Source organism: Streptomyces sp. OR43 (genome assembly GCF_008042275.1).
GTDB lineage: Bacteria > Actinomycetota > Actinomycetes > Streptomycetales > Streptomycetaceae > Streptomyces.
Map to the genome: position 1 here is coordinate 1 of NZ_RDBK01000077.1, position 1,562 is coordinate 1,562.

General features: G+C 73.8%; 1 protein-coding gene. It reads right to left on the minus strand.

The features are described 5' to 3' along the window. A partial coding sequence (locus tag EAO72_RS40675; protein ID WP_148022422.1) for a glycoside hydrolase family 43 protein occupies positions 1 to 1,203 on the minus strand: 1,203 nt, incomplete at its 3' end. Positions 1,204 to 1,562 lie beyond the last annotated feature (359 nt).

Sequence of the window (1,562 nt, forward strand, 5' to 3'; positions counted from 1 at the left end):
GTACCGGTCGGCGTGCCCGGCATCGACCCCGATCTCGCCTGGGACGAGGACGGCACCTGCTGGTGCGTGTACTCGGACGACGGCATCCACGGCGTGCGCCTCGATCCGCGTACGGGCCGTGCAGTCGGGGTCCTGCTGACGCCGCCCCACGACGAGCGCGCCCGGCGAGTCGAGGCTGTCCGCACGGGCGTGCAGCACCAGGTGCCCGGGTCGCTCGTCCAGGCGGACGGCGGCCGGGTCGTGCCGCCTCATCGACACCCAGTGCGGGGCGAGCGCGGGGGAGTCGAAGTCGTCCCGGTCCGCCTCCTCCGGCCATGGGTGCGGCGACAGGGCCGGGGCCTCGGCCCGCAGGTCCACCGGCCCCGGCAGCGGCCACCCGTCCTCCCAGCGGACCGGCGCCAGGAACGTCTCCCGGCCCAGGCCGTGGTACTTCGGGGTGTCGCCGCGGGGGCGGGTGCCCAGCAGCACCATCCACCAGGTGTCGTCCTGCGCCTGCACGAGGTCACCGTGGCCGATGTTCTGCACGGGGTGACCGGTGCTGCGGTGGGAGAGCACGGGGTTGTCCGGATGCGCTTCGAACGGCCCCGGCAGGCTGCGGGCCCGGGCCACCGACATCGCGTGCCCGCGCTCGGTGCCGCCCTCCGACAGCAGCAGGTACCACCAGTCGCCGATCCGGTACAGGTGCGGTCCCTCGGGGTACTGCAGTCCGCTGCCGGACCACAACGCCACCGGCTCGCCCAGCGGCCGGCCCGTTTCCGGGTCGAGGCGCACGCCGTGGATGCCGTCGTCCGAGTACACGCACCAGCAGGTGCCGTCCTCGTCCCAGGCGAGATCGGGGTCGATGCCGGGCACGCCGACCGGTACCGGGTCCGACCAGGGGCCTGCGGGGTCCTTCGCGGTCACCAGGACGGTGCCGGCGTCCGTGACCACGGTCGTGATCATCCAGAACAGCCCGTCGTGGTGCCGCAGGGTGGGCGCGTACACGCCGCACGAGGCCGGGACCGACTCCGGCAGCTCCAACTGGCCCGGCCGGTCCAGCGCGTGGCCGATCAGCCGCCAGTTCACCAGATCGCGGCTGTGCCACAGAGGCACCCCCGGCACGTACTCGAAGCTGGACGTCGCCACGTAGTAGTCGTCGCCCACCCGGCAGATGCTCGGGTCCGGACTGAAGCCGGGTATCACGGGGTTGTCGAAGAGCGCCATGTCCGTCCCAGGGTGTGGATGGCCGGGCGGCGGTAGGGCTGACTGCCGCACCGCCACGGTCGTCGAAGCGCTTCGAAAGTGGCACGGGGGCAGTGCGCTGTCAACGGTCGCCGGGTGGGGCAGCCTGTCCTCGCGCCCTGCGTACGGCCGCCGCCGCTCGCGCGGCGGGCCCGCACACGCGGCCGGCCCCCGTGGCCGCGCGTGGAGGGGTGTGCCGTGAACTCGGTTATCGACAAGCCGTGTTGAGGGGGCATCGGATTCCGGAGCGACCGGTGGGCAGGGCTTGCTCGCGACGGGGGGCGGGGGTTGCGAGGGAGCTGTCCCGGGGGCGCGCTTCTCCGGTGGGTGCGGGCGGCGGT